Annotated in this window: 2 protein-coding genes and 1 pseudogene; 1 reads left to right on the plus strand and 2 read right to left on the minus strand. The window is 47.2% G+C overall.

Annotated features, from left to right (window positions below; all coding sequences use genetic code 11):
* Nucleotides 1-116: 116 nt before the first annotated feature.
* Both IEV46_RS17525 and IEV46_RS18750 read right to left on the minus strand, forming a co-directional pair.
* On the minus strand, nucleotides 117-1,844 hold the full coding sequence (locus IEV46_RS17525; protein ID WP_120075920.1) for a multicopper oxidase family protein: 1,728 nt from the start codon (nucleotides 1,842-1,844) through the stop codon (nucleotides 117-119).
* Between the two features lie 83 nt (nucleotides 1,845-1,927).
* A complete protein-coding gene (locus tag IEV46_RS18750) occupies nucleotides 1,928-2,017 on the minus strand; it encodes a hypothetical protein (protein ID WP_373284649.1) in 90 nt (29 codons plus the stop codon).
* A gap of 337 nt (nucleotides 2,018-2,354) precedes the next feature.
* On the opposite strand from IEV46_RS18750, the pseudogene IEV46_RS17535 reads away from it, so the two are divergent.
* Nucleotides 2,355-3,821 (plus strand): annotated as a pseudogene (locus IEV46_RS17535) (IS1380 family transposase); the annotation flags it as partial.
* Nucleotides 3,822-3,924 lie beyond the last annotated feature (103 nt).

Raw genomic sequence — 3,924 nt, forward strand, 5'->3', positions numbered from 1 at the left:
TTTCCAGAAAAAATTGGGCGACCTTTCCCCTGTAGAGCATCGGGAAAAAGTCGCCGCATAACCGTTCTTTTTTTCATTGTCTACTTGACGGGGTCAAGACCATTCTCTGTCTCCCATCAAAACCTTTTTATTATACGCTCCCCTATTTTCACTATGATATCAGCCTCTTGAGCTGACTCCTTAGGATAGTCTCGACACATTCCATTATTGAAGCATTGTGCAAAAGAATCATCTGCACATACGGACGGAATCGCTGCACACGGATCAAACGATGGGTTCCTCAACACTTCGTAGGGTCGCATCATATCATGGTCTTCATGCTCAAGCATATGGCAATGCCATGGGTAGATTCCAGTGTAAGGGCCAAAACGGGCAATGATCCGTGTGACCATTCCCGGGTCAACACGTACTGTGTCTTTCCAGCCACGTTCATTTGGTAGAGGTGGGATTCGATCTCCTATTACCAACGGTTCTTTTGGATTTTCTGGATGAAGGGGATTTCCACTAAACTTCGCTTGGTCTAGGATTTGAAAATGGACGAGATGCAGGTGAATCGGGTGCGAATCGTTAGTCATATTGTAAAACTCCCAAATTTCAATTTTGCCGTTGGAAGGCGTCTCTGTAATAGGCTGCTCCCCCCACATCATTTTATTGAGCAATTGGAATGGACGACCATACTCATCCGTATCCTCATCTAATGTGTTCACTCGAGTATAAGTAGATTCTATGGGATTTAATATTTCCATACAGCTTAGTTTCGCGGGAATTATACTAGAATCAGCAATTTCCTGATGTTCGTTAACTCGAAACTCCATAATTTGTGAGGTATCGGCTGTTGGAGCATCACCACTGCCCCCCGGGAATGGTGCATTCGCACTATTGGTAAGAATAATTTGTTCTCCCTTACTTTTAGAAAAGTCAATAATAATATCGGCACGCTCTGCAGGCGAAAGCAGAATCGTATTTACTTCGACTGGAGACCCTAGTAAGCCGCCGTCTGTACCAATTTGAATAAATTGTTGTCCATTGTTTAACCGTAGCTCATAAAAACGAGCATTTGATCCATTTAGGATGCGAAAACGGTATTTACGAGGTTCTACTTCAAGATAGGGCCAAACTTTGCCATTGACTAGAATTGTATCACCAAAAAACTCTGGCACAATAGAGGGATTGGGCATAGGCGGCGAATTGGGTGCAGTTGCTGGTGGTTTATCTGGTTTAGCAGGATAATAGAGCTCTCCGTTAGGATAAAAAGACTTGTCTTGAATCAGCAAAGGGATTTCATAATCCCCGCTTGGCAGATTCAACTCCTCTTCTTGCTGATCACGAATTATATAAAACCCGGATAATCCGGCATATACATTCAAACGAGTGATTCCCAGGGCATGGTCATGATACCAAAGAGTTGCAGAACGCTGACAATTTGGATAATAGTAGATCTCTTTAACAAAATTTGGACCTTTTTTTCCAAAGTCACGTGTGAACCATGCATCGGGTGACCCGTCATTTTCAGGTCGATTACGCCCCCCATGTAAATGAACAACCGTACGGACGGAAGGTTGGTCAGTTCCAGCACCCATAAGGCTTCGATCAACAGGTAAGAGATGCTCAAATGGAAGCTTATTCTTCCATTTCACATAGATCGGCTGATTCCTGATCGCTTCAAATGTTGGACCAGGATAGATACCGTTATATCCCCAAACAGTCGTTGGCGGCAAATCACGATGCAGCTTCTGCTTTATCTGTCGCATGGACACTTCAAAATAGGGAACTCCTTGATATGTCCCAATTGGTTTATGCGTTGGAATTATCGGCAATTTATCGACAAACTTTGTTAAAGACATGACGACCAGCCCCTTTACACATTTCTATATATAGAATGCAGAAAGACTGTTCAGTGTGTGGAAAATTTATTGGAACATAATGATTATTTTCTATGCATGAAATCTCGCAACATATCACCTCTTGGTGGAACTTCCTGATACACAACACGGGTGACCAGTCCGTCTTTTTCCAGCTCTTTGAGTTGTTGCGTTGGTACAGCTTGCGTTAAATTCGGGCATTAAACGTCTTAATTCCCCAAAGCGTTTTGTCCCCTTTTCTATGCGACTTCCATTTACCATTTTATCTTTCGGAATTTGGCAATAATCAAACTAATCCCTCTTTCATTTCATTTTTTTAAACATGAAATCGGAAAGTACCGTTGTCAAAAGGTGAAAGATCCGCGTCGTGACAGGTTTTTTCAGTCACAGAAAGCTGCTAATTTTTTCGCAAAATAAACAGGACACTGCAAGCCTCTTGTCGAAGGTTAAACCACCACAGAATAACCAACGAGAGGAAGTGTCCCTAGCAACATGATACCACAAGCAACGAACCATGCGCCAGAACCAAAAACACGCCGCGAACGCCGAATTGAAATTCTGGAGGAGCGTCGCCGAATCAAGAGAATCCTGAAAAAGTTGCGACCGGTCACGTTTGACAATGACACCGTCACGGAAGCTGGGAACTTCCAGTTCCTCGCGCGGTTCAAAGAACTCATCGGTCTGGACACCCTTATCGAGAGTCATTTCCATCTGGAACAAAAAGCTAACTGTGTCTACACGGCCGGAAAGCTTGTCGATCACCTGCTGGACTGCGCGCTGCTCGGTCACACGCGTTTTTCGCATATGAATGCACTGCAGTCGGATCCCGGTTACCAGATCATCACGGGTATCGACCGTTTTCCTGACGAGAGCACCTTCCGCGGCTTCTTGAGCAGGCTCTCTTGGAATCATTTGATTCAGCTCATCGCCTTGAATCGGGATTTGCTGGCACACAAAGCGCGGACGGGCGAAAGGCGCCTGGTCTGGATCGACATCGACGACACGGTCATCACGCTGTTCGGGGAGCAGGAAGGCGCGACAAACGGCTACAATCCGCGTTACCACGGACGCCCCTCCTACAAGATCCGGGTTGCTTTCATCGCCGGAAGCGGCGAACTGATACACTTGCAACTGAATCCCGGCAACACGAACGGCATGAAGGATCTGCTCTCGTTCGTTAAAGAAGTCGAAGCGATGCTGCCGCCGGAATGGATCGTCGAAGGCATCCGGGCCGACTGCGGTTTTGCTGACGACGCTGTCATGGAATACGCCGAAGAACGCGGCTGGCAGTACATCTTCAAGCTCCCGAAGAAAGCGACCGTCAAGAAGGCCATCGCTTATCTGCAGCAGCATCCCGCATTTTGGGAGACGCTGAACGAGAAGGAAGAGCACATTACGTTTGCAGACGAAGATGATCGTTGGGCTGCTGCCGACATCCCGATTCTCCTGAGCAACTGGGAGAAGGCCAGGCGCTGTGTCATCTACCGGGAAGCCCACGAAACGGAGCGTACAACCGATGGCCAATTGACGATGGCGCTCACGACATATTCCTTTCAAGCCATCGTCACAAATGCCGATCTCAAGCCGCTCATGCTGCTTCGCTCGTACAACAAGCGCGCCAACATCGAGAATCGCATTGATGAGTTGAAAGAAGGCTATGCGGTGGAACAGAACAGCCAACATTCCATGCTTCGCAACCTGCTGTTCAGTTGGATCAAGGCCATTGCCTACAATGTAATGGTTTGGTTCAAACAGACGCTGATGCCGGAAACCTTGCAGCGGTGCGAAGTCCAAACGATTCGCCGAGCGGTGATCCGGGTGCCCGGCAATGTGGTCGGTTCCGGTCGCTACCAGCATATCCGGCTTGCACCGAATCCGACGCTCGCTGTGATCGTCGATGCGATGCAGCAAAAGCTTAGAGCATTGGCCATAAGCTTCATTCCGACTCTACATGCGGCCTGGTATTATCCCCATACGGTAGACAGTGAAAAAAGTCCATCTGGTAAGATGGACAAAAGCACTGAACTGCCGGAGGGGATTTTCTTATGGCGAAAAAAGGGCA

This window comes from Kroppenstedtia guangzhouensis (assembly GCF_014637345.1).
In the GTDB taxonomy this organism is placed as follows: Bacteria; Bacillota; Bacilli; order Thermoactinomycetales; family DSM-45169; genus Kroppenstedtia; species Kroppenstedtia guangzhouensis.